Consider the following 25,177-nt stretch of genomic DNA (forward strand, 5'->3'; position numbering starts at 1 on the left):
GTCTGACGCTATTGTTTTTACGCCCATGTCCACCGGGACGTTCTATCCGCAAGCATTTTACAAAATTGTTAACAATTTTGAAACAACAAACGGCAAACGATTTTGTCCTTTATTGCTGGTAACTTCAAAACGGATAAGAGATTACCAGAAAAAAGCCGGCCGTCAGGCCGGCTTTTCGCTTACATCACCAGGCGGCGAATGTCGCTCAGCATATTGTTGATGATGGTGATAAAGCGCGCACCATCAGCACCGTCGATCACGCGGTGGTCGAAGGACAGAGAAATCGGCATCATCAGACGCGGCACGAACTCTTTACCATTCCATACCGGCTCCATCGCGGATTTAGACACACCGAGGATAGCCACTTCCGGCGCGTTCACAATCGGCGCGAAGTGGGTGGTACCCAGGCCGCCGATGCTGGAGATAGTGAAGCAACCACCCTGCATTTCGCCAGCGGTCAGCTTACCATCACGCGCTTTCTTAGAAATCACGGTCAGTTCACGAGACAGCTCGGTAATGCTCTTCTTGTTCACGTCTTTAAAGACCGGAACAACCAGACCATTCGGGGTATCAACCGCCACACCGATGTTGATGTATTTCTTCAGCGTCAGACGCTGAGCATCTTCAGACAGGGAGCTGTTGAAGCGCGGCATCTGCTCAAGCGCCGCGGCAACGGCTTTCATGATGAAGACAACCGGAGTGAATTTCACGTCCAGCTTACGCTTCTCAGCTTCGGCGTTCTGCTGTTTACGGAACGCTTCCAGATCGGTGATATCGGTTTTGTCGAAGTGCGTAACGTGCGGGATCATCACCCAGTTACGGCTCAGGTTAGCGCCAGAGATCTTCTGGATGCGGCCCAGTTCAACTTCTTCCACTTCACCAAACTTGCTGAAGTCCACTTTCGGCCACGGCAGCATGCCCGGGATACCGCCGCCGGTAGCAGCAGGCGCGGCTTCAGCGCGTTTAACCGCTTCTTTCACGTAGGCCTGAACGTCTTCGCGCAGGATACGGCCTTTACGACCGGAACCTTTCACTTTCGCCAGGTTGACGCCGAATTCGCGCGCCAGACGACGAATCAGCGGCGTTGCGTGAACGTAAGCGTCGTTTTCAGCAAACTCAGATTTGCCTTCCGCTTTTGCAGCAGGCGCTGCGGCAGGTTTAGCCGCCTGAGCCGGTGCTGCAGCAGGAGCCGGAGCGGCTGCGGCCGGAGCCGCGGCAGGCGCTGCGCCTTCCACTTCGAAGACCATGATCAGAGAACCGGTGGAAACTTTGTCGCCGGTGCTGATTTTGATCTCTTTCACGGTACCCGCGAACGGCGCCGGCACTTCCATGGAAGCTTTGTCGCCTTCAACAGTGATCAGTGACTGTTCAGCGGCAATTTTATCGCCCACTTTCACCATCACTTCGGTCACTTCAACTTCATCACCGCCGATATCCGGAACGTGAACTTCTTTAGAACCCGAAGCTGCCGGTGCAGCAGCAGCCGGAGCGGCTTCCGCTTTTGCCGGAGCTGCGGCAGGCGCTGCGCCCGCCACTTCGAAGATCATGATCAGGGAACCCGTGGACACTTTGTCGCCGGTGTTGATTTTGATCTCTTTCACGGTGCCCGCGAACGGCGCCGGTACTTCCATAGAAGCTTTGTCGCCTTCTACGGTAATCAGGGATTGTTCAGCGGCGATGGTGTCGCCCACTTTGACCATGATTTCCGTGACTTCAACTTCATCACCGCCGATATCCGGTACATGAACTTCTTTCGCGCTGCCGGCTGCCGGTGCTGCGGCGGCCGGAGCGGCTTCTTTCTTCTCTTCCTGCGCAGGTGCAGCGGCTGCTGCACCATCGGCGGAATCGAAAATCATGATCAGTTTACCGGTCTCGGTTTTGTCGCCGACGGAGACTTTGATCTCTTTAACGACGCCAGCCTGCGGAGACGGAACTTCCATAGAGGCTTTGTCGCCTTCTACGGTGATCAGCGACTGTTCAGCTTCAACTTTGTCGCCCACTTTGACCAGAATCTCGGTGATTTCAACTTCATCAGCCCCGATGTCCGGTACTTTGATTTCGATAGCCATTATTCTTTTACCTCTTACGCCAGACGCGGGTTAACTTTATCTGCATCGATGTTGAATTTAGTGATGGCTTCCGCAACCACTTTCTTATCGATTTCGCCACGTTTAGCCAGTTCGCCCAGCGCTGCTACCACTACGTAGGAAGCGTCAACTTCGAAGTGGTGACGCAGGTTTTCACGGCTGTCAGAGCGACCGAAGCCGTCGGTACCCAGTACGCGGTAATCATCGGCCGGTACGTAAGTACGAACCTGCTCAGCGAACAGTTTCATATAGTCAGTCGATGCGACTGCCGGAGCGTCGTTCATCACCTGAGCAATATACGGAACGCGCGGCGTTTCCAGCGGGTGCAGCATGTTCCAGCGTTCACAATCCTGGCCATCGCGCGCCAGTTCGGTGAAGGAGGTGACGCTATAAACGTCAGAACCTACGCCGTAGTCGTTAGCCAGGATCTGCGCGGCTTCACGAACGTGACGCAGGATAGAACCGGAGCCCAGCAGTTGAACTTTACCTTTGCTACCTTCAACGGTTTCGAGTTTGTAGATACCTTTACGGATACCTTCCTCGGCGCCTTCCGGCATGGCCGGCATGTGGTAGTTTTCGTTCAGCGTGGTGATGTAGTAGTAAACGTTCTCTTGTTTCTCACCGTACATACGCTCCAGACCATCGTGCATGATGACCGCAACTTCGTACGCGTAAGACGGATCGTAAGAGATACAGTTCGGGATGGTCAGAGACTGAATATGGCTATGGCCATCTTCGTGCTGCAGACCTTCGCCGTTCAGCGTCGTACGGCCGGAAGTACCACCGATCAGGAAGCCGCGAGCCTGCTGGTCGCCGGCCTGCCAGCACAGGTCGCCGATACGCTGGAACCCGAACATGGAGTAGTAGATGTAGAACGGGATCATCGGCAGGTTGTTGGTGCTGTAGGAGGTCGCAGCAGCCAACCAGGACGCGCCTGCACCCAGTTCGTTGATACCTTCCTGCAGAATCTGGCCTTTCTCGTCTTCTTTGTAGTATGCAACCTGCTCACGGTCCTGCGGGGTGTACTGCTGGCCGTTCGGGCTGTAGATACCGATCTGACGGAACAGACCTTCCATACCAAAGGTACGCGCTTCATCGGCGATGATCGGCACGAGGCGGTCTTTGATGGATTTGTTCTTCAGCATCACGTTCAGGGCACGAACGAACGCGATAGTGGTAGAGATCTCTTTATTTTGCTCTTCCAGCAGCGGCCCGAAATCTTCCAGAGTCGGCAGCTCCAGCTTCTCATCGAAGTTCGGCTGACGGCTCGGCAGATAGCCGTGCAGTTTCTGACGCTGGGCGTGCAGATAGGTGTGCTCTTCGGAACCTTCCGGGAAGGTCACGTACGGCAGTTTTTCGATATCCGCATCGGCAACCGGCACGTTGAAACGATCGCGGACGTAGCGAACGCCGTCCATGTTCATTTTCTTAACCTGGTGGGCGATGTTTTTACCTTCAGCGGTGTCACCCATGCCGTAACCTTTAATGGTATGGGCGAGGATAACGGTAGCTTTGCCTTTGGTTTCCTGCGCTTTTTTCAGTGCAGCATAGACTTTCTTCGGATCGTGGCCGCCGCGGTTGAGGGCCCAGATCTGCTCGTCAGTCCAGTCGGCAACCAGCGCTGCGGTTTCCGGATATTTACCGAAGAAGTGCTCACGCACGTAGGCGCCATCTTTGGATTTGAAGGTCTGGTAGTCACCATCAACGGTCTCTTCCATCAGCTGGATCAGTTTACCGCTGGTGTCTTTACGCAGCAGTTCGTCCCAGCGTCCGCCCCAGATAACCTTGATAACGTTCCAGCCAGCACCGCCAAAGATGCCTTCCAGTTCGTTAATGATCTTGCCATTACCGGTAACCGGGCCGTCAAGACGCTGCAAGTTACAGTTGATAACGAAAACCAGGTTGTCCAGTTTCTCACGGGTCGCGATGGTGATCGCGCCTTTGGATTCCGGTTCGTCCATCTCACCGTCGCCGAGGAAGGCGTAAACGGTTTGTTTGGAAGTATCTTTCAGACCACGGTGTTCCAGATATTTCAGGAACTTAGCCTGATAAATCGCGCCGATAGGGCCCAGGCCCATAGAAACGGTCGGGAACTGCCAGAATTCCGGCATCAGTTTCGGGTGCGGATAAGAGGACAGACCTTTACCGTGAACTTCCTGACGGAAGTTGTTCATCTGCTCTTCAGTCAGACGACCTTCCAGGAAGGCACGCGCGTAGACGCCCGGAGAGATGTGGCCCTGGAAGTAAACCAGGTCGCCGCCATCCTGCTCGTTGCGTGCGCGGAAGAAGTGGTTAAAGCACACTTCGTAGAAGGTTGCGGAAGACTGGAAGGAAGCCATGTGGCCGCCCAGTTCGAGATCCTTTTTCGATGCGCGCAGAACGGTCATGATGGCGTTCCAGCGGATCGCAGAACGGATACGACGTTCCAGATCCAGATTCCCCGGGTATTCCGGTTCCTCTTCAACGGCAATAGTGTTTACGTAACCGCCGGTCGATGCGCCAGCAGCCACTTTCACCCCGCCTTTGCGGGCTTCAGAAAGGAGTTGGTCAATAAGATACTGAGCGCGCTCAACACCTTCTTCACGGATGACCGATTCGATCGCCTGTAGCCAGTCGCGAGTTTCGATCGGATCCACGTCATTGGGTAAACGTTCTGACATGGGGGGTATTCCTTATCTATCTAATCGTTGATTAATCTGGAACCTGTCCCATTGAATTCTCGCCAGAGAATGCAATAAGACAGGTTCTGCGTTTAGTTGCCGCGCTCTAAAAATGGCGCTTAAGAACCGGAGTTCTCATCTTTTCGTTGCTGTAAACGACGCAGCGAGCGTTCACGACGGCTCTGCTCACGGCTACGATCCAGCAAAATTTCCTCAATGAACGCCAGGTGACGATGCGACGCTTCACGCGCCTGCTCCGGTTCCCCGGCGATTATCGCCTCAAAAATGCGAGTACGATGATTGCTGACCTGCGGGAGCATCTCCCGACGGGCGTACAACAATTCAAAATTCTGGCGAACGTTCTGGGCCAGCATCGGCTCCATACAGCGTAGTAGATGGAGCAGCACCACATTGTGCGCCGCTTCGGTGACGGCAATTTGATACTGGACGACGGCATCGGATTCGGCGTCAAGATCGCCGGACTGCTGAGCCCGCTCAATGGCCTGATGCAGCTCGCGAATACGTTCGCGGTCTTCATCGTTGCTGCGCAGCGCTGCGTAATAAGCCGCAATGCCTTCAAGCGCGTGACGGGTTTCCAGCAGATCGAATTGGGATTCAGGGTGGTCGGACAGTAGCTCTACCAGCGGGTCGCTGAAGCTCTGCCACAGGCGGCTTTGTACAAACGTTCCGCCCCCCTGGCGACGAAGCAACAAGCCCTTAGCTTCGAGGCGTTGAATAGCCTCACGGAGCGAGGGACGGGAAACGTCGAACTGTTTTGCCAGTTCACGTTCTGGCGGGAGTTTTTCACCGGGGCGCAACGTCCCCTCAAGGATTAAAAACTCCAGCTGCTGCTCTATCACATCGGATAGTTTTGGTTGGCGGATCTTGCTGTAGGCCATATTCCCTGTCTCTGCCATTAGCCCGGAGTCAATTGGTCTTACCAATTCATAGTTCGTATCGCTAAAGTAACAAAGTATTCACCTTCTGTCCATACAGGTTTTGATTGAAATCATTAAACCTGGCACGTTTTAACAACCTTACAGAAATAACATTTCATAAATGTAACTTTGCACAAATGTTGTGTTTACTCACAAAGAGGTAGCGTTAACTTAATCGAAACGAAAAATTACGCTATCTGAACCGATTCAACTCACCAAGTAATGAATATAAATTCAATAAAAGCGACTAAATGGCAAAGAAGAGGTAGGAGCGGAATATTGAGGTGTGATTTACAAATGGTTTCTTTTTGCTCGCTTCGTCATCATCCCTTCATAAAGCAGGTGCATTCAGCGGCGCTTATCACTATTCTCCATGATACGAAAGGCCTTTTCATGAATTCCCTCTCCGCCTTGCGTAAAGAAATAAATACATCATCGGAATTTGATAATTACACAAACACAACAATATGTGCGTTGCATCACTCGGGGCAAAACGGAGCTCAGGCCCGCTGAAATTTCACTGACTATGCTATCAGGCAGGGATGGACAGCGAAGAAGTCACCTGAAGGATGACGCGGACAAACATAATAACCATAACCACACACGAGGTTTCATGATGGAAGGTCAACAGCATGGCGATCGGCTAAAGCGCGGCCTTAAAAACCGCCATATTCAGCTTATTGCGCTGGGAGGCGCTATCGGTACCGGCTTGTTTCTCGGTAGCGCATCCGTCATCCAAAATGCAGGTCCCGGTATTATTCTGGGCTACGCAATTGCCGGTTTTATTGCCTTCCTGATTATGCGTCAGTTGGGCGAGATGGTCGTTGAAGAACCGGTGGCCGGTTCATTTAGTCATTTTGCCTACAAATACTGGGGCGGCTTTGCGGGCTTCGCTTCCGGCTGGAACTACTGGGTTCTTTACGTGCTGGTCGCGATGGCCGAGCTGACCGCGGTCGGGAAATACGTTCAGTTCTGGTGGCCGGAAATTCCTACCTGGGTTTCTGCGGCCATTTTCTTTATCGCCATCAACGCGATCAACCTGACTAACGTCAAAGTGTTTGGCGAAATGGAGTTCTGGTTCGCTATCATTAAAGTTGTCGCCGTCGTGGCGATGATCCTGTTCGGCGGCTGGCTGCTGTTTAGCGGCAACGGCGGCCCGCAGGCCACCGTACGCAACCTGTGGGAGCAAGGCGGATTCCTGCCGCACGGCTTCACCGGGCTGGTGATGATGATGGCGATTATTATGTTCTCGTTCGGCGGTCTGGAGCTGGTGGGTATTACCGCCGCAGAAGCGGATAACCCGGAACAAAGCATTCCAAAAGCCACTAACCAGGTTATCTACCGTATTCTGATTTTCTATGTGGGCTCGCTGGCCGTTCTGCTTTCGCTGCTGCCATGGAGCCGCGTGACCGCCGATACCAGTCCGTTCGTCCTGATTTTCCATGAGCTGGGCGATACCTTTGTCGCTAACGCCCTGAATATCGTGGTCCTGACCGCGGCGCTTTCGGTGTATAACAGCTGCGTTTACTGCAACAGCCGTATGCTGTTCGGCCTGGCCCAGCAGGGTAACGCGCCAAAAGCGCTGATGAGCGTCGATAAACGCGGCGTGCCGGTCAACACTATTCTGGTCTCCGCGCTGGTGACCGCGCTGTGCGTCCTGATTAACTACTTCGCGCCGGAATCGGCGTTTGGTCTGCTGATGGCGCTGGTAGTTTCTGCCCTGGTGATCAACTGGGCGATGATCAGCCTGGCGCATATCAAATTCCGTCGCGCTAAGCAGCAGCAGGGCGTGGTGACCCGCTTCCCGGCGCTGCTGTATCCGCTGGGCAACTGGATTTGCCTGCTGTTCATGGCGGGAGTACTGGTGATCATGCTGATGACCCCTGGCATGGCGATCTCCGTTTACCTTATTCCGGTATGGATTGCCGTTCTCGGCGTCGGCTACCTGTTTAAGCAGAAAACGGCCAGCACCATTAAAGCATAATCATACATCTCCTGAATCTGTGCCCGCCCGCCGCAGGCGGGCACAGCGCATTGTTATCTGCTTCACACTTTCCCCCTGATAACCGATTTATCCATATCGTTAACCCTTTCCTACAACGCATTTATTTATTACCCGACTAATAATTCTCTCCATACCGCAACGGGGAGATCGCCGCGATGAATGGCAATAAGCTTTCAGTTAAAGAGAAAATAGGCTACGGGATGGGTGATGCCGGATGCAATATCATCTTCGGTGCCATCATGCTGTTTGTTAACTATTTTTATACGGATATTTTTGGCCTCGCACCTGCGCTGGTGGGTGTATTACTGCTCTCTGTACGCGTTATTGATGCGGTTACCGATCCGATTATGGGGGCGATGGCCGACCGTACCCGCAGCAAATATGGCCGTTTTCGTCCATGGCTGCTGTGGATTGCCTTCCCGTACGCGCTGTTCAGCGTCCTGATGTTTACCACGCCGGAGTGGACGTACAATAGCAAGGTTATCTATGCTTTCGTCACCTACTTCCTGCTCTCGCTAACCTATACCGCGATTAACATCCCCTACTGCTCACTGGGTAGCGTGATTACGAATGACCCGCAGGAACGCGTGGCCTGCCAGTCCTATCGCTTCGTGATGGTCGGTATTGCCACTCTTCTGCTATCCCTGACGCTGCTGCCGATGGCGGACTGGTTCGGCGGTGAGGATAAAGCCAAAGGCTACCAGATGGCGATGACCGTGCTGGCGTTTATCGGTATGTGCATGTTCCTGTTCTGCTTTGCCACCGTTCGTGAGCGCGTAAAACCCGCAGTCCAGACCAACGACGAGCTGAAAAAAGATCTGAAAGACGTCTGGAAAAACGACCAGTGGGTTCGCATCCTGCTGTTAACGCTGTGCAACGTCTGTCCGGGCTTTATTCGCATGGCCGCCACCATGTACTACGTCACCTGGGTTATGCAGCAAAGCACCCACTTCGCCACGCTGTTTATCAGCCTTGGCGTGGTCGGGATGATGATCGGTAGTATGCTGGCGAAAGTTCTGACCGACCGCTGGTGTAAACTGCAGGTGTTTTTCTGGACCAATATCGTCCTGGCCGTTTTCTCCTGCGCGTTCTATTTCTTCGACCCGCACGCCACCATGATGATTATGGCGCTCTACTTCCTGCTGAATATCCTGCATCAGATCCCCTCACCGCTGCACTGGTCGCTGATGGCCGACGTTGACGACTACGGCGAATGGAAGACCGGCAAACGCATCACCGGCATCAGCTTCTCCGGCAACCTGTTCTTCCTGAAGGTCGGTCTGGCTATCGCCGGCGCGATGGTTGGCTTCCTGCTCTCCTGGTACGGTTACGATGCTGGCGCGAAACAGCAAAGCGCATCCGCGATTAACGGTATCGTACTGCTATTCAGCGTTATCCCCGGCGTCGGCTATCTCATTACCGCGGGAGTGGTGCGTATGCTGAAGGTTAACCGCGAATTTATGAGGCAAATTCAGTCTGACCTCGAGAAACGCCGGGTCAACTATAGCGAGCTCAATGACTATCAGGAACTGAAAACCGGCGAACATGTAAGGAAAGCGTAATGAAAAACTGGCCGAATCCATTTATTGAACAACGCGCGGACCCGTATATTCTGCGCCATCAGGATAGCTACTACTTTATTGCCTCGGTGCCGGAGTACGACCGTCTGGAAATCCGTCGCTCAGCCACCCTTGAAGGTTTACGCGACGCGCAGCCGGTGGTCGTCTGGCGTAAACCGGACAGCGGCCCGATGAGCCAGCTCATATGGGCGCCGGAGCTGCATGAGATTGACGGAAAATGGTACATCTACTTTGCGGCAACCCACACGCACGATCTGGATGCGCTGGGGATGTTCCAGCACCGCATGTTCGCCCTGGAATGCGCGGACAGCGACCCATTAACCGGTAAATGGCAGGGAAAAGGGCAGATTAAAACGCCGCTTGATACCTTTGCGCTGGATGCCACGACTTTCCGCCATCAGGGTAAGCAGTGGTATCTGTGGGCGCAAAAAGATCCTGAAATTAAAGGCAATACCAACCTCTATCTGGCTGAACTGGAAAATCCGTGGACGCTAAAAGGTCAGCCGGTCATGCTGAGTCAACCTGAGTTCGACTGGGAGTGCCGCGGTTTCCTGGTGAACGAAGGCCCGGCGGTACTGTTCCACGGCGACAAGCTGTTCGTTAGCTATTCCGCCAGCGCCACCGACGAAAACTACTGCATGGGCTTACTGTGGATAGACGTTAGCGCCGACCCGCTCCGGCCGGAAAACTGGCATAAAGCGCCGCAGCCGGTATTCCGCACCAGTTATGAGAATCGTCAGTATGGGCCCGGACACAATAGTTTTACGCAGACGCCGGAGGGAGAAGATGTGCTGGTGTACCACGCGCGTAACTACACCGAAATCGAAGGCGACCCGCTGTACGATCCAAATCGTCATACGCGCCTGAAGCTTATTCGCTGGCAAGAAAACGGGATGCCTGATTTTGGCATCCCGGCAGCAGACACGTATTAAGAGTCATGCCTGCCCGCCAACGGGCAGGCGCTTAAATCAGCGTACCGTAAATGGTCAGCAGCGCCATAATTACCACCACCACCAGCGATGTTTTCTTCGCCATGGAGACCGCCGCCTTCGGCGTGGCCACTTTATCCACGTGCGGCTCACGCGCCAGCGAATACTGCGCCAGACGCGTCAATACCTGATACTGAGAAGAGTGGCGGTCGCCCAGCGAGGCAAACCACGCCGGTAAGGCTTTTTCCCCGTGTCCAACCAAAGCGTACACCACGCCGACCAGGCGTACCGGAACCCAATCGACCACGTGCAGAATACCGTCTATACCCGACTGTAAGCGATGGCGCGGCGTCTGATAACGCGCCAGCCACGTTTGCCAGGCCCGCAGCGTACAGTAGGCGATCAGGGTTAACGGCCCCCACGGCCCGCCGACCACAAACCAGAACAGCGGAGCAAGATAATAGCGGTAGTTAATCCACAGCAGCGCATTTTGCAGCTCGCTCAGATACTCACGCTGGTCGCAGCCGGGCGGTACGCCGTGGATCAGGGTAAGTTCACTGGCCATGGCGTCGCAGGCGCGGCTATCATCGCGCGCCGCGGCCTTCAGGTAGGCGTGATAGTGCAAACGGACTTTACCTGCGCCGATGCACAGCAGGCCCAGCAGGATCCAGAACACCAGCAGCGGAACGTTAAACAGCTGCCCCTGCAGCAGGCGCTGAATAATAAACACCACTGCCGCCGCCGCGACCGTCATCAGTACGGTTGTCAGCAGGGAATAATGCTTTATCCGGCGAAACAGCACTTCCAGCCGATGATCGAGCTGCCAGTGCTCGCCCAGCTTAAACAAGCGCTCGGCAATGAGGACTAACAGCGTAGTGAACAACGTCATGGCATCTCCTTATTCTGACGACGGGGTTAACAGACCGCGAAATTTTACCCAGTCAAAAGCCGGGCCGGGATCCGTTTTACGCACTGGCGCAATATCGCTATGGCCGGTGATATTGTCGGCTATCGCCGGATAGAGCGGGATAAGCTGACGGGTAACGGCTGCCAGCTGCTGATACTGCGCGTCGGTATAAGCCAGCTCGTCGGTCCCTTCCAGCTCAATGCCTATCGAAAAATCGTTGCAGCGCTCGCGCCCGTGATAGCTTGAAACACCCGCGTGCCACGCGCGCTTGTCGAAAGGCACATACTGCACGATTTCACCATCGCGGCGAATCAGACAATGCGCCGAAACGCGAAGATGGGCAATCTCGGCAAAGAAAGGATGGGCATGGGGATCGAGCGTACCGCTGAACAGGGCATCAATCCACGGGCCGCCAAATTCGCCGGGCGGTAGGCTTATATTGTGCACCACCAGCAAAGAGGGAGTTTCATTATCCGGACGACTATCTTGATGCGGCGAAGGTACCCGACGCGCCTCGACCAGCCATCCCCCGTTCAACTGCATGTTGAGTCTCCTTTTACTAGCTTATGCATTCGCGGCACCGCGTCCAACAAATCCCCGGCATCATACGCCCTGTCGCTCAGCGGACTAACGCCAAAAGCTGAAACCGCCGGCAAAATGAAGCGGATGTGGTACAAAAACGTTGTTCAGGTTAGCATGTTTCCCACTTCTGAATCTTATCTATCTGGAGCTTTATCATGACGCCTCGTCGCTACAATCCCGACCGCCGCCGTGACGCGCTGCTGGAGCGTATTAATCTTGATATTACCGATGCCGTCGCCCAATCCCTGCGGGAAGATTTAGGCGGTGAAGTGGATGCGAATAACGACATTAGCGCACAATTATTGCCGCAGGATGCGCGCTCGCATGCGGTCGTGATCACCCGCGAAGATGGCGTATTTTGCGGTAAACGCTGGGTAGAAGAAGTCTTTATTCAGCTTGCGGGCGATGACGTTAACTTCACCTGGCATGTTGCCGATGGCGATGCGGTAAAAGCAAACCAGCCGCTGTTTGAGCTGGATGGCCCTTCGCGTATTCTGCTCACCGGCGAGCGCACCGCGCTTAATTTCGTGCAGACGTTGTCCGGGGTGGCGAGTGAAGTCCGCCGCTATGTCGATCTGCTGGCGGGCACCAAAACTCAGCTGCTCGATACGCGCAAAACGCTGCCGGGTCTGCGCACGGCGCTGAAGTACGCGGTCTTATGCGGCGGCGGTGCCAACCATCGCCTGGGCCTCTCCGATGCCTTTCTGATTAAAGAGAATCATATTATCGCTTCCGGCTCGGTACGGCAGGCGGTTGAAAAAGCGTTCTGGCTACACCCTGATGTGCCGGTAGAAGTGGAAGTCGAAACCCTTGAAGAGTTGGACGAAGCGCTGAAAGCCGGCGCCGACATCATTATGCTCGACAACTTCACTACCGACCTGATGCGCGAAGCGGTCAAACTCACCCAGGGTCAGGCAGCGCTGGAAGTCTCCGGCAACGTCACATTCGATACCATTCGTGAATTTGCCGAAACCGGCGTCGACTACATCTCCGTTGGCGCGTTGACGAAACACGTGCGCGCCCTCGACCTCTCTATGCGTTTTCGCTAATCCCCCTGCCCCGGTTTTCACTTTATGCCGGGGCTCGCTTTTGCGAACTGACTCGCATGCCAATAATCCCTCCATGCAAGCGGCCCAAAAAGCCTGGAACCCGGCTTCCTTAGGCGAAATCTGCGGCTCGTATCGCTAAAAAAAGCCCGGCAAAGTGCTCCCGAAGATAACAAGGAGCAACTTATGAACAAACAACATGGCTTTACCCTCATCGAACTCATGGTGGTCATCGGGATCATCGCCATTCTCAGCGCAATCGGCATTCCGGCCTATCAGAACTACCTGCGAAAAGCGGCGCTTACCGACATGCTACAAACCTTCGTCCCTTTCCGTACCGCCATTGAGCTATGTGCGCTGGAGCACGGCGGATTAACCCCCTGCGATGGCGGAAGCAATGGGATCCCCTCCCCCGCAACCACCCGCTACGTCTCCGCTATGACCGTAGCGACGGGCGTTGTCACGCTCACCGGCCAGGAAAGTCTCAATGGCCTGAGCGTCACCATGACGCCGTCCTGGGATAACGCTAACGGTATCACCGGCTGGCAGCGCGTTTGTAATATTACCGGCGATAGCGCACTCAAGCAGGCCTGTGAAGATGTGTTCCGTTTTAACTGAGGGGGCGGCAATGAAAACTGAACAATTGATCCCCCTGTGCCAGCGCTACAAGGCATTGCTGCTCGATAGCGATGAACACACCATTGCCATCGCCGTAGTCGATGCCCCTGCACCGGAACTCATGGAAGCCCTGCGCTTCGCGACTCAGAAAAGGATTGATATCGAATGCTGGAGCCAGGACCGGATGGACAAACGGCTGCAGACGCCGGGAATATCAACGCTCGCCCCACCTGTTGAAGCCTCAGCCAGCGTCGTTGAACAGGTGAATAACCTTCTCGAACAAGCCCTGCGCCAGCGCGCGTCCGATATTCATATCGAACCCGGCGACGATCGCCTGAGAATTCGCCTGCGGGTAGACGGCGTACTCCATTCTCTTGCGCCGCTAGCCGCGGAGCTCGCCGCCCCAATCACCGCCCGACTTAAGGTGCTCGGTAATCTGGATATCGCCGAACATCGGGTACCGCAGGACGGTCAGTTCACCCTCACGCTCTCCGAGCGTCCGATCTCGTTTCGGATCGCCACGCTTCCCTGCCGCGGAGGGGAGAAAATCGTTCTGCGTTTACTACATCAGGTTGAACAAGCGCTGGACCTGGAGGCGCTGGGGCTCTCCTCCCAGCAGCTTGCCGCCTTCCGCTCGGCGCTAAACCAACCCCAGGGCCTGATGCTGGTTACCGGTCCGACGGGAAGTGGGAAAACCGTCACTTTATACAGCGCGCTACAGGCGCGGAATCGCGACGAGGTAAATATATGCAGCGTTGAAGATCCGCTAGAGATCCCCATTGTGGAGATGAATCAGACGCAGATTAACCCCCGGGCGGGTTTAACCTTTCACAGCGTACTGCGCGCCCTGCTCCGTCAGGATCCTGATATCGTAATGGTGGGAGAAATACGCGATGCGGAAACCGCTGAAATCGCGATAAAAGCAGCGCAGACCGGGCACCTGGTGCTCTCAACGCTGCACACCAATTCAACCAGTGAAACGCTGGTCCGCCTGCAGCAGATGGGCGTTGCACGCTGGATGATCTCATCCGCGCTTTCGCTGGTGGTTGCTCAGCGTCTGGTACGCAAGCTGTGCCCCCACTGCCGGCGGGAAACCGGCAGTTCGGCTGATGTTCCGCACAGCCTGTGGCCGCGGGCGCTTCCTCGCTGGCAGGCTCCGGGCTGTCAGCACTGCTATCACGGCTACTACGGTCGCCTGGCGCTCTTTGAGCTGCTACCCGTCAATACCACGTTACGGCAGGCGATAACTCAAGGTCTTAGCGCCGGGGAGATCGAGTCCCTGGCAAGGGAATCCGGCATGATGACGCTATTTGAGAGCGGCTGCCTGGCCGTCGAACGCGGGATGACCAGTCTGGAAGAAGTGGTACGCGTGTTGGGGATACCGCATGGCGACTAAACGACTGTGGCGCTGGCGCGGTATCACTCTCCAGGGCGCTCCCTGCCAGGGAACGCTCTGGCAGGATAATCGTCCGGAGGCATTGCAGGTTCTACAGCAGCAACGAATTATCCCGCTGACGCTGCGCCGCTGTAGCGTGCAAAACGCCCTCTGGCATCCGCGCTATAGCGGTGAAATCATCCGCCAGCTGGCGGCCCTTCTTCAGGCCGGCCTCCCGCTGGCTGAGGGGCTGGAACTGCTGGCTCAGCAGCAGCCCAATGCGCAATGGCAAGCGTTGCTGCAAACCCTGGCAGAGGATCTGGCGCAGGGCATTTCGCTTTCAGGCTCTCTGGAAAAATGGCCTGAAGCGTTCCCCCCGTTATATCTGGCCATGATCCGCACCGGTGAGCTTACCGGTAAACTGGAGCTATGCTGCGCCGAGCTGGCCCAGCAGCAGCGAGAACAGCTGCTCCTTACCGAGAAAGTGAAAAAAGCGCTGCGCTACCCGCTGATTATTTTGACTCTGGCGCTGCTGGTGGTCATGGGAATGCTGTGTTTCGTCTTACCGGAGTTTGCCGCTATATATCAAACTTTCAACACCCCGCTACCGTGGCTGACCCGCGTGGTAATGAGCGTCGGTGAGGGGCTAACTCGCTTTTGGCCATTGCTCGCGGCGCTGGGTATTTTGCCTGCGATACTCAACCGGCTGATTTGCCAGCGGCCAGGCTGGCTGCTGTATCGCCAGAAGCTGCTCCATACGCTGCCGGTGTTTGGCAAACTGCTATGCGGCCAGCGGCTTAGCCAGATTTTTACCGTACTCGCCTTGACGCAAAGCGCCGGTATCAGCTTTCTGCAAGGGCTGCAAAGCGTAGAGGAAACCCTGAATTGTCCGCTGTGGCGACAGAGGCTCCGCCAGGTTTGCCGGCAAATTACCCACGGCGATCCCATCTGGCAGGCGCTCGCCAACAGCGGAGGATTTACGCCGCTGTGTCTACAGCTGATTCGTACCGGTGAAGCTTCAGGTTCGCTGGATACCATGCTGGCTAATCTGGCTCGTCACCATAGCGAGCAGACGCATCAGCAGGCAGATAACCTGGCCACCTTACTGGAGCCAATGATGCTGGTTGTAACCGGAACGATTGTCGGCGTGCTGGTGGTGGCGATGTATTTACCCATTTTTCATCTGGGCGACGCCATTAGCGGGATGGGGGGATAACGCTGGCGCAAACGCGCCAGCGAGCGGCATTACAGGCTGTTGAACACGCGGTTCTCTTGTTCCTGTACGCGAATAAAAGTCGTACGTTTAGTCAGTTCTTTCAGCCGTGAAGCACCAACGTAGGTGCACGCGGAGCGCAGGCCGCCAAGAATATCGCGCGCGGTGTGTTCAACCGGGCCGCGCAGAGGCAGCTTAACGGTTTTGCCTTCCGCCGCACGATACTGGGCTACGCCGCCAACGTGACGGGTCATCGCCGACTCGGAGCTCATGCCGTAGAACAGCATGAATTTTTCACCGTTTTCTTCAACCACGGTGCCGCCGCTCTCTTCGTGACCAGCCAGCATACCGCCAAGCATCACAAAATCTGCGCCGCCGCCGAATGCTTTAGCCACATCTCCGGGCATAGTGCATCCGCCGTCGCTGATAATCTGCCCGCCCAGGCCGTGCGCCGCGTCGGCACATTCAATCACGGCGGAAAGCTGCGGATAGCCGACACCGGTTTTCACGCGGGTTGTACATACGGAGCCCGGGCCGATGCCAACCTTCACGATATCGGCGCCAGAAAGAACCAGCTCTTCGCACATTTCGCCGGTAACAACGTTACCTGCAATGATGGTTTTCTGCGGCCAGGCTTCGCGGGCTTTCGCGACAAACTGCACGAAGTGCTCGGAATAGCCATTCGCCACGTCAATGCACACAAAGCTAAGCTGCGGGTTCTGGATCAGAATCTGTTTGGTTTTTTCGAAATCCGCGTCGGAGGTCCCGGTGGAGACCATTACGTGCTGCACGACATCCGCAGATACGCTCTGAACAAACGCCTGCCACTGTTCAACGCTGTAATGCTTATGCACCGCGGTCAGAACGCCGAACGAAGCCAGAGCTTTAGCCATAGCGAACGTGCCAACGGTATCCATGTTAGCAGCAATAATCGGCACGCCAGTCCAGGTCTGGCCAGAGTGTTTGAAAGTGAATTCACGTTCCAGCTGTACGTCAGAACGGCTTTTGAGGGTAGAACGTTTCGGGCGGATAAGAACGTCTTTAAAACCAAGCTTCAAATCTTCTTCAATACGCATGTGCGAATTCCTGGGGTTAATTGCATTATTGTGAGAGCACAACTCCAGTGACGCTATCATACGCACGAATCATGGCCGCGCAAGACTGCGATTTTCACTTTTTTTACGCTACAATCGTATAAATTTACCTGGTGAATAGCCAAAAGCGAATTTGCGATATCCCATCGCTGGCGTATCATTTTTAACCATTTGATTTACATGCGCAAAAAAAAAGAATAGGTGGTGACAGCGCTTTATCGGTTGATATTACGCCGGTAAACCCACTGTCGCAGTGGCGTCGTCGCGTCGTAAATAACGGCGCCGTTAGTGAAAAATGTGCATGTAGTCAGTTTCAGGATTGAGGTGTATGACATACACGGTAGCGTTAACAGGCGGCATCGGCAGCGGTAAAAGTACCGTAGCCGATGCATTCTCACACCTCGGGGTTAACGTTATTGATGCTGACATTATCGCGCGCCAGGTGGTAGAGCCCGGCACTCCGGGGCTCAACGCTATTGCTCAACGCTTCGGTCCGCAGATACTTAATGAAGATGGCACCCTTAACCGTCGTGCTCTGCGCGAGCATATTTTCGCTCATGCAGAGGATAAGAGCTGGCTAAACGCGCTGCTGCACCCACAAATTCAGCAGGAAACGCGTCGCCAGATGCAGCTTGCCACCTCGTCTTATATTCTCTGGGTTGTACCTTTATTGGTCGAAAACCGTTTGTCCGCCAAAGCCGATCGCGTGCTTGTTGTTGATGTGCCCAAAGAGACGCAGATAGAGCGCACGATGCTTCGCGATCGGGTCAGTCGGCAACATGCGGAACATATTCTTGCCGCTCAGGCCACGCGCGAGCAGCGCCTTGCCGTTGCGGATGATGTTATTGAAAATATGGGTTCACCTGATGCCATCGCATCAGATGTCGCCCGCCTGCATGCAAAGTATCAACGGCTGGCATCGCAGGCCGCCTCACAGGAAAAACCGTAATGCATACCCCTGTTCTATTCGAACATCCGCTTAATGAAAAAATGCGCACCTGGCTGCGTATTGAGTTTTTGCTCCAGCAGTTGGCCGTACATCCGGCGATTACCAGCCATGCGGATGCACTTCACTTTTTCCGCAATATCGGCGACCTTTTAGATGTATTCGAACGCGGTGAAGTGCGTACCGATCTGATAAAAGAGCTGGATCGCCAGCAGCGGAAGCTGCAATCCTGGGCGGAAGTCCCTGGCGTTGATCGGGATCGTATCAACGAGTTGCGTCAGCAGCTGAAGCAATCTGGCAGTACGTTGATGTCGGCGCCGCGTATCGGCCAGTATCTGCGAGAGGATCGTTTGATCGCCCTGGTACGCCAGCGCTTAAGCATCCCAGGCGGCTGCTGTAGCTTCGATCTCCCGACGCTGCATATCTGGCTGCATATGCCGCAGGAATATCGCGATGAGCAGGTAGGCAAGTGGCTGGCCAGCCTGGAACCGTTGACCCAATCGCTGATGCTCATCCTCGATCTCATCCGCAACTCGGCCCCCTTCCGCAAGCAGACCAGCCTGAACGGTTTTTATCAGGACAACGGCGAAGACGCCGATCTGCTGCGTCTGCATTTGGATCTTGCCAGCCAGCTCTATCCCCAGATATCAGGCCATAAGAGCCGCTTTGCCATCCGCTTTATGCCGCTGGACAGCGAGCACGGTATCGTGCCGGAGCGTTTTGATTTTGAACTGGCCTGCTGTTAAGGAGAAAAGATGTCAGAAGAGATAACCGTCAACTGCCCAACCTGCGGAAAAATCGTGGTCTGGAATGAGCAGAGCCCGCATCGCCCGTTCTGTTCCAAACGCTGCCAGCTTATCGATTTAGGTGAATGGGCGGCGGAAGAAAAGCGCATCCCAAGCAGCGGCGATCTGTCGGATAGCGATGGCTGGAGCGAAGAAAAAGAGTAACTGACTCAGGGCGGGCACTCGCTGCCCCGCCCTAATTTGCCCGATGCCAGCGTTACCCCCGGCCGATCTGAGAATATTGAATTAATTTGGCAATGACAGGTTCGTTTGCCGGCGGAAAATCCTCCGCAACGAGCGCGCTCTGCGCAATCCAGCGGCCCGGTTGCCCTTCTTTACCCCACGGCTCGCCATCCCAGCTTTCCACCAGCCAGAACCACAGCGTGATATGACGATCGGGAAACTGATACTCCAGCTTATCAAACAGACGGGAAGCACGCACCGTAATGCCGACCTCTTCCTGCAATTCGCGAACTAAGGCCTGCTCAGACGACTCTCCTGCTTCGATTTTTCCGCCAGGGAATTCAAGTTTATTCGCCATATGCGCGTCGGCAGCGCGCTGGGTTATAAAAATTTCCCCTTGCGAATTACGGATAATACCCACTGAAATTTGCAGCGTTTTCATTGTCCTTGTTCCATAAAAAAGGCGCAGATATCTGCGCCCTGGTATTCAAGATTGTAAAGCTTAGCTCAGACGACCGTGGCACTGCTTATATTTTTTACCGGAGCCGCACGGACACGGATCGTTACGACCCACTTTACGCTCGCCGGTTTGTTCAGCCAGCGCCTCCGCGGCAGCGGTATCATCATCCTGGTGGCTCAACTGCTGCATCTGCGCCAGACGCTCAGCTTCTTCACGACGCTGCTGCTCCATCGCTTCCACCTCTTCCGGCATCCGCACCTGAACTTTGCTCAGCGTACTGATCACTTCATACTTTAGGGACTCCAGCATTGAAGCGAACATGGAGAAAGATTCACGCTTATATTCCTGCTTCGGATCTTTCTGCGCATAGCCGCGCAGATGGATGCCCTGACGCAGGTAGTCCATCGCTGCCAGATGCTCTTTCCACAGGGAGTCCAGCGTTTGCAGCATGACGCCTTTTTCAAAGTGACGCATCATTTCAGCGCCAACCACTTCTTCCTTGCGCTGATAGGTTTCAATGGCGCTCTGCAGAATACGCTCGCGCAGCGTTTCTTCATGCAGCTCCGGCTCTTTATCCAGCCACTCTTTGAGCGGCAGATCGAGGTCGAAATCATTTTTCAGACGCTCCTGCAGGCCTTCGATATCCCACATCTCTTCCAGCGACTGCGGAGGAATATGGGCATCGATGGTCGCTTTAAATACGTCTTCACGAATGCTGTTAATCGTCTCGCTCACGTCGGTCACGTCGAGCAGCTCATTTCGCTGGGTGTAAATAGCGCGACGCTGATCGTTAGCCACATCGTCATATTCCAGCAGCTGCTTACGGATATCGAAGTTGCGGCTCTCGACTTTACGCTGCGCGTTGGCGATCGCTTTGGTCACCCATGGATGTTCGATAGCCTCACCCGGCTTCATACCCAGTTTACGCATCATGCCGGACACGCGGTCAGAAGCGAAGATACGCATCAGAGCATCTTCCATCGACAGATAGAAACGGGAAGAACCGGCGTCCCCCTGACGACCTGAACGACCGCGCAGCTGGTTATCAATACGGCGAGACTCATGGCGTTCGGTACCGATAATATGCAGACCACCCGCAGCCAGCACCGCATCGTGACGAACCTGCCAGTCGGCTTTGATCTGCGCAATCTGTTCCGGAGTCGGGTCTTCCAACTGGGCGATCTCAGCCTGCCAGCTACCGCCGAGCATAATGTCGGTACCACGACCGGCCATGTTGGTCGCAATGGTCACCGCAGACGGATAACCCGCCTGAGCGACGATATCCGCTTCGCTGGCATGGAATTTCGCGTTCAGCACGTTGTGCTTGATGCCCGCCTTCGTCAATTCATTAGAGACCACTTCTGATTTTTCGATAGAAATGGTCCCCACCAGCACCGGCTGGCCAGCGGCGGTACGCTGTTTGATATCTTCGATAATGGCCTGGATTTTTTCCGCTTCGGTCATATAAACCAGGTCCGCCATGTCTTTACGAATCATCGGGCGGTTGGTCGGAACCACAACGGTATCCAGCTTGTAGATCGAACTAAATTCAAACGCTTCGGTATCGGCAGTACCGGTCATCCCCGCCAGCTTCTCGTACAGGCGGAAATAGTTCTGGAAGGTAATTGAAGCCAGCGTCTGGTTTTCGTTCTGAATATCAACGCCTTCTTTTGCTTCAACGGCCTGGTGCAGACCATCGGACCAGCGACGCCCCTGCATCGTACGGCCGGTATGTTCGTCGACGATGATCACTTCGCCATCTTTAACGATGTAATCAACATCGCGGGTAAACAGCACGTGTGCGCGCAGCGCGGCGGTCACATGGTGCATCAGCATGATATTAGTCGGTGAGTACAGCGACTCGCCTTCTTCCATAATACCTTCATTTACCAGCAGCTCTTCAATCAGCACCAGACCGCGTTCGGTCAGGTTTACCTGACGCGCTTTCTCATCAACGGAGAAGTGTCCTTCGCCGGTAAAGGTCTCGGAGTCTTCTTTATCCTGACGTACCAGGTGCGGAATGATCTTGTTCACTTTCTTATACATTTCCGAGCTGTCTTCAGCCGGGCCGGAAATGATAAGCGGGGTACGCGCTTCATCGATCAGAATGGAGTCGACTTCATCCACCAGCGCATAGTGCAGTTTGCGCTGCACGCGCTCTTCAGGGCTAAACGCCATGTTGTCGCGCAGATAGTCAAAGCCATATTCGTTGTTGGTGCCGTAGGTGATATCGGCTGCGTAGGCTTCACGCTTGGCCGGCGCAGGCAGGCCGGACATGTTAATCCCAACGGTCATCCCCAGGAATTCAAACAGCGGGCGGTTGTTCTCCGCATCACGCTGTGCCAGATAATCGTTGACGGTGACCACGTGAACGCCTTTGCCGGTCAGCGCATTCAGATAGGCAGGCAGCGTTGCGGTCAGCGTTTTACCTTCACCGGTACGCATTTCTGCAATACAGCGGTCGTTGAGGACCATGCCGCCGAGCAGCTGAACGTCAAAGTGACGCATACCGAAGACGCGCTTACTGGCTTCACGCACGACGGCAAAGGCTTCCGGGATCAGGCTCTCCAGGCTTTCACCTTTTTCCAGTCGAGCGCGGAACTCCGCGGTTTTCCCTTTCAGTTCGTCATCGGAAAGCTTTTCCATGGAAGGTTCCATGGCGTTGATCACGTTGACGGCTTTGCGCATACGACGCAGCGTACGGTCGTTACGGCTGCCGAATACTTTAGTTAATAATTTGATTAGCATAATAAAATCTCAAACGCCCCGCGCTGCGGAGTCACAAAAAAATAGAATGGTCCGTTTTTGGTTTAGCTGAGGCGTTGAGGCCCGGCGCGAATGCCGGTAACCTGGCTAATCCAGGTACAGACGCGAAACGCGCGGTGGGAAAAAGAGGGGTTGTATGCCGCCAGGCGAACAATGGCAGGAGGTGTACTCTCCTGCGTCAACAGCGCGCTAAGCGTGTCAAGCAGAGCCAGATGCTGCGCCTGAAGCGGTGAAGACTCTTCCGCTACCGGCAGCGCCTGCGGCGCCATCGCAAAAGAGAGATGGCGAATAACCGTACGAATGGCGTGCTGATGCCAGTAATCAACGGTGAAATTAGGTCGACGGCTGGAAGATTCCAGCAGCGCTAGCTGAGAAAAATTAACTTTCGCAGGATTATGGTTGCTGGACGTCGTTTTAGCGGGCGACGCGGTCTCATGTTCATGACCATTGCTAAGCGCAGGCAGGCCGAGACTAGCCGCGACCATCCCCAACAGGAGATGCGGCCAGAAATACCGTCTGCCAAACTGTCGCCAGCGCGTCAGCAATCCACTCACTTACGTTACCTTTTGTTGGTAGCAACCCTGAGAAATATTTTGCGTCCAAATACTAACATTAATACGTCTTCACGGCAGCAGGAATGAGGTCTCAGGCGGGGTAAAAACGTTTAAAAAAGGAACGAACGCGCAAAAAATGCAGTTAAAAATCAAAGCAGGACGCAGCGAGAATATAAAAAAGAAAACGACTGGCTCCCTGGCCGGAGAGAGTACCAGGTTACCAGTCGAATTTACTGCCGGGTCTGACTTATGCCAGAACCAGCGTCGGAGCGCGGAACGCCAGCGGCATTTCTGCGTCGTCCTCGAAGGTCACATACTCCCAGGCTTCCTGTTTTGCCAGAACAGCCTGCAGCAGTTTGTTATTCAACGCGTGACCGGATTTGTATGCCGTAAATGCACCGATAATATTGTGACCACACATAAAGAGGTCGCCAATGGCATCCAGCATTTTGTGACGGACAAACTCATCTTCAAAACGCAGACCGTCTTCGTTCAGTACGCGATAATCGTCAACAACGATGGCACAATCGAAGCTGCCGCCCAGGCACAGGCCGCGGGACTGCAGATATTCGATATCACGCATGAAGCCGAAGGTACGCGCGCGGCTAATCTGGCGCATAAACGCATCAGCCGAGAAGTTCATTGCGTAGCGCTGGCTGCTGGAGTCAATCGCCGGATGGTTAAAATCAATGGTGAAGTCCAGTGAAAAACCATTATACGGTTTGAATTCAGCCCATTTATCGCCATCTTCAACGCGAACCGTCTCTTTGATACGCACAAATTTCTTAGCGCAGTTCAGTTCATCGATGCCGGCATCCAGCAACAGATAAACGAACGGAGCCGCACTACCGTCCATAATCGGGACTTCCGGCGCATCGACTTCAATAATAATGTTGTCGATACCCAAGCCAGCCAATGCAGCATTGAGGTGCTCGACCGTCGATATCCGCACGTCATGCTCGTTGACCAGGCAAGTACAGAGCATGGTATCACGCACAGATTTGGCATCAGCCGGAAAATCAACCGGTGGATTCAAGTCGGTGCGACGATAGATGACCCCGGTATTTGCCGGCGCAGGGCGTAACGTCAGGGTGACTTTCTTGCCGGTATGCAAACCGACGCCAGTCGCCTGAACGATACGTTTAAGAGTCCTTTGTTTGATCATCGTATAATCTCGCCAAGTTACCTATCCAACCGAAGTGTACTATACATTCGGCAGGCCAGTTTAGCACAAAGAGCGCAGATGCCCAACTTCCAGCCAATTCTTAATCGGCTTGCTTACGCAGGAAGGCTGGGATATCCAGATAATCCGGCTCTTTCGCCGCCTGCGGCGTATTGTCGTTGACCACTTTTGCGGCCGGTTTCTGCTCTTGAGTCAATGGAGACATACCGTGCTGCTGGTAACGATCCATCACCGGCTGCTGCACCTGCTTGTTAGTCACCAGAGTAATTTCCGGACGTTTGTCCATACCGATACCGGTGGCAACAACGGTTACGCGCAGTTCGTCGTTCATATCCGGGTCCAGAGAAGTACCGATAACCACGGTGGCGTTATCCGAAGCAAATGCGCGGATAGTATTACCCACGGTCTCGAACTCATCCAGACGCAGATCGAAGCCCGCAGTGATGTTGACCAGAACGCCACGCGCGCCGGACAGATCGATATCTTCCAGCAGCGGAGAAGAAATCGCCATTTCAGCCGCTTCTTCCGCACGGTCTTCGCCGCTCGCCACGCCGGAGCCCATCATGGCGTAGCCCATTTCAGACATCACGGTACGCACGTCCGCAAAGTCGACGTTCATCAGGCCAGGACGGGTGATCAGTTCAGCGATACCCTGCACCGCGCCTTTCAGCACATCGTTTGCGGCGCCGAAGGCGTCAAGCAGAGAAATGCCGCGGCCCAGTACTTTCAGCAGCTTGTCGTTCGGGATGGTGATCAGCGAGTCGACGTGCTTGGATAGCTCGGTGATACCCTGCTCAGCGAACGCCATACGTTTCTTGCCTTCAAAATTGAAAGGCTTAGTCACCACGGCAACGGTCAGGATACCTAAATCTTTTGCAACTTCAGCAACCACTGGCGCAGCACCGGTTCCGGTACCGCCGCCCATGCCGGCTGCGATAAACACCATGTCGGCGCCGTCAAGAGCGGCACGCAACGCTTCACGGTCTTCATCCGCTGCGTTACGGCCGACTTCCGGGTTTGCGCCTGCGCCCAGACCTTTGGTAATACCGCTACCGATCTGAATAGTCTGACCAACAGCCGTTTTGCGCAGAGCCTGCGCGTCGGTGTTCACCGCGAAAAACTCAACACCCTCAATGCGCTCGCGCACCATGTGCTCAACGGCGTTACCGCCGCCGCCGCCGACGCCGATGACTTTAATCACCGCGTCGTTGGTCAGTTCCATAGGTTCAAACATAATTTCTCTCTCCGTTGTGCCTGTCGCCTGAG

The 25,177-nt window shown here is 54.7% G+C and carries 21 protein-coding genes; 10 read left to right on the plus strand and 11 right to left on the minus strand.

The window, feature by feature from the left end:
* Positions 1-179 precede the first annotated feature (179 nt).
* The 3 genes from aceF to pdhR form a co-directional block, all read right to left on the minus strand.
* A complete protein-coding gene (gene aceF, locus ACE3MN_RS22180) occupies positions 180-2,069 on the minus strand; it encodes a pyruvate dehydrogenase complex dihydrolipoyllysine-residue acetyltransferase (RefSeq protein WP_049090140.1) in 1,890 nt (629 codons plus the stop codon).
* 14 nt (positions 2,070-2,083) lie between these two features.
* Entirely contained in the window at positions 2,084-4,747 is a 2,664-nt protein-coding gene (aceE, locus tag ACE3MN_RS22185; RefSeq protein ID WP_004872141.1) for a pyruvate dehydrogenase (acetyl-transferring), homodimeric type, read from the minus strand.
* 119 nt (positions 4,748-4,866) lie between these two features.
* Positions 4,867-5,646 (minus strand): pyruvate dehydrogenase complex transcriptional repressor PdhR, encoded by a 780-nt coding sequence (gene pdhR / locus ACE3MN_RS22190; protein ID WP_004098632.1) that lies wholly within the window; start codon positions 5,644-5,646, stop codon positions 4,867-4,869.
* Positions 5,647-6,298: 652 nt separating this feature from the next.
* Here pdhR and aroP point away from each other — a divergent pair.
* The 3 genes from aroP (at position 6,299) to ACE3MN_RS22205 (ending at position 10,202) form a co-directional block, all read left to right on the plus strand.
* Positions 6,299-7,669, plus strand: coding sequence for an aromatic amino acid transporter AroP (aroP, locus tag ACE3MN_RS22195; protein ID WP_098067371.1), 1,371 nt, complete (start codon positions 6,299-6,301; stop codon positions 7,667-7,669).
* Between the two features lie 176 nt (positions 7,670-7,845).
* A complete protein-coding gene (locus ACE3MN_RS22200) occupies positions 7,846-9,252 on the plus strand; it encodes a glycoside-pentoside-hexuronide (GPH):cation symporter (RefSeq protein ID WP_004872145.1) in 1,407 nt (468 codons plus the stop codon).
* Positions 9,252-10,202, plus strand: coding sequence for a family 43 glycosylhydrolase (locus ACE3MN_RS22205; RefSeq protein WP_102650216.1), 951 nt, complete (start codon positions 9,252-9,254; stop codon positions 10,200-10,202). Before ACE3MN_RS22200 ends, ACE3MN_RS22205 begins: the two co-directional genes overlap by 1 nt.
* Before the next feature lie 31 nt (positions 10,203-10,233).
* Here ACE3MN_RS22205 and ampE read toward each other — a convergent pair whose 3' ends face one another.
* The gene (ampE, locus tag ACE3MN_RS22210; protein WP_024360320.1) at positions 10,234-11,088 is read right to left on the minus strand and encodes a beta-lactamase regulator AmpE; all 855 of its coding nucleotides are present in this window, start codon (positions 11,086-11,088) and stop codon (positions 10,234-10,236) included.
* Positions 11,089-11,097: 9 nt separating this feature from the next.
* A complete protein-coding gene (ampD, locus tag ACE3MN_RS22215) occupies positions 11,098-11,649 on the minus strand; it encodes a 1,6-anhydro-N-acetylmuramyl-L-alanine amidase AmpD (protein ID WP_004872150.1) in 552 nt (183 codons plus the stop codon).
* A 194-nt stretch (positions 11,650-11,843) separates the two neighbouring features.
* Here ampD and nadC point away from each other — a divergent pair, with 194 nt between their 5' ends.
* The 4 genes from nadC (at position 11,844) to hofC (ending at position 15,943) form a co-directional block, all read left to right on the plus strand.
* Positions 11,844-12,737, plus strand: coding sequence for a carboxylating nicotinate-nucleotide diphosphorylase (gene nadC / locus ACE3MN_RS22220; protein ID WP_004872153.1), 894 nt, complete (start codon positions 11,844-11,846; stop codon positions 12,735-12,737).
* A 183-nt stretch (positions 12,738-12,920) separates the two neighbouring features.
* Positions 12,921-13,352 (plus strand): prepilin peptidase-dependent pilin, encoded by a 432-nt coding sequence (gene ppdD / locus ACE3MN_RS22225; RefSeq protein ID WP_004872155.1) that lies wholly within the window; start codon positions 12,921-12,923, stop codon positions 13,350-13,352.
* 10 nt (positions 13,353-13,362) lie between these two features.
* The gene (gspE, locus tag ACE3MN_RS22230; protein ID WP_375364169.1) at positions 13,363-14,748 is read left to right on the plus strand and encodes a type II secretion system protein GspE; all 1,386 of its coding nucleotides are present in this window, start codon (positions 13,363-13,365) and stop codon (positions 14,746-14,748) included.
* The gene (hofC, locus tag ACE3MN_RS22235; RefSeq protein WP_004872159.1) at positions 14,738-15,943 is read left to right on the plus strand and encodes a protein transport protein HofC; all 1,206 of its coding nucleotides are present in this window, start codon (positions 14,738-14,740) and stop codon (positions 15,941-15,943) included. Before gspE ends, hofC begins: the two co-directional genes overlap by 11 nt.
* A gap of 29 nt (positions 15,944-15,972) precedes the next feature.
* Here the strand turns inward: hofC and ACE3MN_RS22240 are convergent, their stop codons facing one another.
* The gene (locus tag ACE3MN_RS22240; protein WP_049087180.1) at positions 15,973-17,016 is read right to left on the minus strand and encodes a GMP reductase; all 1,044 of its coding nucleotides are present in this window, start codon (positions 17,014-17,016) and stop codon (positions 15,973-15,975) included.
* 346 nt (positions 17,017-17,362) lie between these two features.
* On the opposite strand from ACE3MN_RS22240, the gene coaE reads away from it, so the two are divergent.
* Genes coaE through yacG form a run of 3 tightly spaced genes read left to right on the plus strand, consistent with a single transcriptional unit; the run spans position 17,363 to position 18,930 of the window.
* Positions 17,363-17,983 carry a dephospho-CoA kinase gene (gene coaE / locus ACE3MN_RS22245; protein WP_004872162.1) on the plus strand — a complete coding sequence of 207 codons (621 nt, stop codon included), beginning with the start codon at positions 17,363-17,365 and terminating at the stop codon, positions 17,981-17,983.
* A complete protein-coding gene (gene zapD, locus ACE3MN_RS22250; RefSeq protein WP_024360317.1) occupies positions 17,983-18,726 on the plus strand; it encodes a cell division protein ZapD in 744 nt (247 codons plus the stop codon). Before coaE ends, zapD begins: the two co-directional genes overlap by 1 nt.
* A gap of 9 nt (positions 18,727-18,735) precedes the next feature.
* Positions 18,736-18,930: a DNA gyrase inhibitor YacG gene (gene yacG, locus ACE3MN_RS22255; RefSeq protein ID WP_004872170.1), complete on the plus strand. Its 195-nt coding sequence runs from the start codon at positions 18,736-18,738 to the stop codon at positions 18,928-18,930.
* Between the two features lie 52 nt (positions 18,931-18,982).
* On the opposite strand, the gene mutT is transcribed toward yacG, so the two are convergent.
* The 5 genes from mutT to ftsZ form a co-directional block, all read right to left on the minus strand.
* Positions 18,983-19,390 (minus strand): 8-oxo-dGTP diphosphatase MutT, encoded by a 408-nt coding sequence (gene mutT / locus ACE3MN_RS22260; protein WP_024360316.1) that lies wholly within the window; start codon positions 19,388-19,390, stop codon positions 18,983-18,985.
* Positions 19,391-19,450: 60 nt separating this feature from the next.
* A complete protein-coding gene (secA, locus tag ACE3MN_RS22265; protein ID WP_024360315.1) occupies positions 19,451-22,156 on the minus strand; it encodes a preprotein translocase subunit SecA in 2,706 nt (901 codons plus the stop codon).
* A gap of 62 nt (positions 22,157-22,218) precedes the next feature.
* Positions 22,219-22,728, minus strand: a complete 510-nt coding sequence (secM, locus tag ACE3MN_RS22270; RefSeq protein ID WP_004872173.1) for a secA translation cis-regulator SecM — start codon at positions 22,726-22,728, stop codon at positions 22,219-22,221.
* A 247-nt stretch (positions 22,729-22,975) separates the two neighbouring features.
* Positions 22,976-23,893 carry a UDP-3-O-acyl-N-acetylglucosamine deacetylase gene (gene lpxC / locus ACE3MN_RS22275; protein WP_004098599.1) on the minus strand — a complete coding sequence of 306 codons (918 nt, stop codon included), beginning with the start codon at positions 23,891-23,893 and terminating at the stop codon, positions 22,976-22,978.
* Between the two features lie 100 nt (positions 23,894-23,993).
* Positions 23,994-25,145, minus strand: a complete 1,152-nt coding sequence (gene ftsZ, locus ACE3MN_RS22280; RefSeq protein ID WP_004098597.1) for a cell division protein FtsZ — start codon at positions 25,143-25,145, stop codon at positions 23,994-23,996.
* Positions 25,146-25,177 lie beyond the last annotated feature (32 nt).

Origin of the sequence: Klebsiella grimontii (assembly GCF_042137965.1) — a bacterium.
Lineage (GTDB): Bacteria > Pseudomonadota > Gammaproteobacteria > Enterobacterales > Enterobacteriaceae > Klebsiella > Klebsiella grimontii.

Bases quoted from the DNA above. Each gene is read 5' to 3' on its own strand.
- aceF (WP_049090140.1), bottom strand. From the start codon at position 2,069: ATGGCTATCGAAATCAAAGTACCGGACATCGGGGCTGATGAAGTTGAA.
- aceE (WP_004872141.1), bottom strand. From the start codon at position 4,747: ATGTCAGAACGTTTACCCAATGACGTGGATCCGATCGAAACTCGCGAC.
- pdhR (WP_004098632.1), bottom strand. From the start codon at position 5,646: ATGGCCTACAGCAAGATCCGCCAACCAAAACTATCCGATGTGATAGAG.
- aroP (WP_098067371.1), top strand. From the start codon at position 6,299: ATGATGGAAGGTCAACAGCATGGCGATCGGCTAAAGCGCGGCCTTAAA.
- ACE3MN_RS22200 (WP_004872145.1), top strand. From the start codon at position 7,846: ATGAATGGCAATAAGCTTTCAGTTAAAGAGAAAATAGGCTACGGGATG.
- ACE3MN_RS22205 (WP_102650216.1), top strand. From the start codon at position 9,252: ATGAAAAACTGGCCGAATCCATTTATTGAACAACGCGCGGACCCGTAT.
- ampE (WP_024360320.1), bottom strand. From the start codon at position 11,088: ATGACGTTGTTCACTACGCTGTTAGTCCTCATTGCCGAGCGCTTGTTT.
- ampD (WP_004872150.1), bottom strand. From the start codon at position 11,649: ATGCAGTTGAACGGGGGATGGCTGGTCGAGGCGCGTCGGGTACCTTCG.
- nadC (WP_004872153.1), top strand. From the start codon at position 11,844: ATGACGCCTCGTCGCTACAATCCCGACCGCCGCCGTGACGCGCTGCTG.
- ppdD (WP_004872155.1), top strand. From the start codon at position 12,921: ATGAACAAACAACATGGCTTTACCCTCATCGAACTCATGGTGGTCATC.
- gspE (WP_375364169.1), top strand. From the start codon at position 13,363: ATGAAAACTGAACAATTGATCCCCCTGTGCCAGCGCTACAAGGCATTG.
- hofC (WP_004872159.1), top strand. From the start codon at position 14,738: ATGGCGACTAAACGACTGTGGCGCTGGCGCGGTATCACTCTCCAGGGC.
- ACE3MN_RS22240 (WP_049087180.1), bottom strand. From the start codon at position 17,016: ATGCGTATTGAAGAAGATTTGAAGCTTGGTTTTAAAGACGTTCTTATC.
- coaE (WP_004872162.1), top strand. From the start codon at position 17,363: ATGACATACACGGTAGCGTTAACAGGCGGCATCGGCAGCGGTAAAAGT.
- zapD (WP_024360317.1), top strand. From the start codon at position 17,983: ATGCATACCCCTGTTCTATTCGAACATCCGCTTAATGAAAAAATGCGC.
- yacG (WP_004872170.1), top strand. From the start codon at position 18,736: ATGTCAGAAGAGATAACCGTCAACTGCCCAACCTGCGGAAAAATCGTG.
- mutT (WP_024360316.1), bottom strand. From the start codon at position 19,390: ATGAAAACGCTGCAAATTTCAGTGGGTATTATCCGTAATTCGCAAGGG.
- secA (WP_024360315.1), bottom strand. From the start codon at position 22,156: ATGCTAATCAAATTATTAACTAAAGTATTCGGCAGCCGTAACGACCGT.
- lpxC (WP_004098599.1), bottom strand. From the start codon at position 23,893: ATGATCAAACAAAGGACTCTTAAACGTATCGTTCAGGCGACTGGCGTC.
- ftsZ (WP_004098597.1), bottom strand. From the start codon at position 25,145: ATGTTTGAACCTATGGAACTGACCAACGACGCGGTGATTAAAGTCATC.